Origin of the sequence: Eudoraea sp., assembly GCF_049665975.1 — a bacterium.
Classification (GTDB): Bacteria; Bacteroidota; Bacteroidia; order Flavobacteriales; family Flavobacteriaceae; genus Eudoraea.
Window position 1 is genome coordinate 1 of record NZ_JBATGR010000325.1, and the last position, 1,688, is coordinate 1,688.

Here is a 1,688-nt window from a genome sequence, read left to right on the forward strand (position 1 = left end):
ACTCGATTCTCTTGTTGATCGTATCCGAGACGATGCGGTCGCTCGCCAAATTATGGTATCTTCACCACCAATGATAGGTGCTTATGCACGGCGATTGTAATGGAAATTAGGTGCAACGGTCTCGGCTCGTATGTTTGATTATTGATTTAAAGATAGCACATTACTTTAATAGATATAATCAAAAGAAGGGATATAGAGGTTCGGCTAGATAAATCTTAAATGATATATTTCATACTGTTCTGTTTTTCTAATGCATATTTACGCTAGTATTACGTTCTGTTTTCCATTGGTTACTTGGTGATTATATCAAGTTGGTCCTTTTTAAGCGCTATATCTACCATAACACCATAATCCAAATCCTTTATTTTTGGAAGGATTAATTCGAGTATGGTGGGCTTTTGAATATGATCTTCTTTAGTTTCTGGATCGGGCATATAAACCAATCCTTTATAGGTTTTATCTTTATCATAAAGGGTTACATCAAAAAAATAAAAATTCTCCGGAGGAATATAATCCGACCAATCTATGTTCTTAAAAAAATGTTTTGGCTTCTTTATTTCATATGAGCAAGGTGAAATATCTAAATTGATAGTACCCATGAAATAGTTGCTCAAATCAAGACCTCGTTCTAGAAAATGCTTAAATTGTTGTTTTAAAGTTCCTTCCGGATATCTCTCATCCTTGCCTTTTCCAGATGCAACACCATGACCCGACTTTATTTCACCGCGAACTAGAGCATATTCCATGGATTCTGTCTTGTTCCTTTTCTTACCCATACGCTAAATATAGAGCTTAAACTAATTATTTCAAAAGGTGTAATCTACTCTATCGATATCGTAAACTTAACTTCATTTCCCCATAATCCTTAAGTAATGCATATTCTTTATGGAGTCAGTAGCAATGACAGTTTAGTCTATGAATTATACTCCGTATTTTTGAACAAAAATATGAGTCTGCATTACAGATTCCCGCAATGGTCTGCAGAAATATAACCTGTGTTTATGCCTAGAGCAGCCCCAGCATCAACATCTTAATATTGGTGCCTTGATACAACTCTTGCACCAGCGAAGTATAGCTAGTAGTAAAACGCTCATTTGTTGCAAGCCCTCCAAACAAGCTTTCTTGCTTCACAAAAGCCAAAGGGTCATTCACAGTTTCTTTCGCGGCATCATGCAGATCGTTATGCATGGCATCAATAATTTCTAGCGGCTTCCCGTTTTTGTCTTTCTCCTTATCGCTGTAATAGCACCAGACGGCAATAACCAATGTTGCAAATTTGATACTTCCCCCTGTCGCTAAATTCTCATGAATTGTAGGAATCAAAAACTTGGGTAATTTGGCAGAACTTTCCGCGCAAATACGGCTGACGCTGTCCTTGATATTGGGGTTGGCAAAACGTTCGAGCAAACTGTCTTTGTAGTCCGATAAATCACTGCCCTCAATTTTTCCTAAAACGGGCGTGGCTTCTTTGTCTAGAAAGGCTCGTAAATAGGCGGCAAAGAGTTCATCTTCTACACAGGCATTGATGGTAGGATGGCCGTGCAGGGCCCCTAAAAGTCCCAAAACGGAATGCCCGGCATTGAGCAGGCGCAGTTTCATTTTTTCATACGGCCCCACGTCGGGTACGAATTGTACCCCTACTTTTTCAAAAGCAGGGCGCCCATTGGAGAATTTATCCTCTACTACCC

Annotated in this window: 1 protein-coding gene and 1 pseudogene; both read right to left on the bottom strand. The window is 39.1% G+C overall.

The window, feature by feature from the left end; genetic code table 11:
* Window positions 1-290 precede the first annotated feature (290 nt).
* A complete protein-coding gene (locus WBN20_RS11355; RefSeq protein WP_424274242.1) occupies window positions 291-776 on the bottom strand; it encodes a hypothetical protein in 486 nt (161 codons plus the stop codon).
* Window positions 777-1,005: 229 nt separating this feature from the next.
* Window positions 1,006-1,688 (bottom strand): annotated as a pseudogene (locus WBN20_RS11360) (mannitol dehydrogenase family protein); the annotation flags it as partial.

Excerpts from the sequence above, each read along its gene's own strand:
- WBN20_RS11355 (WP_424274242.1), bottom strand. The coding sequence starts at position 776 with ATGGGTAAGAAAAGGAACAAGACAGAATCCATGGAATATGCTCTAGTT.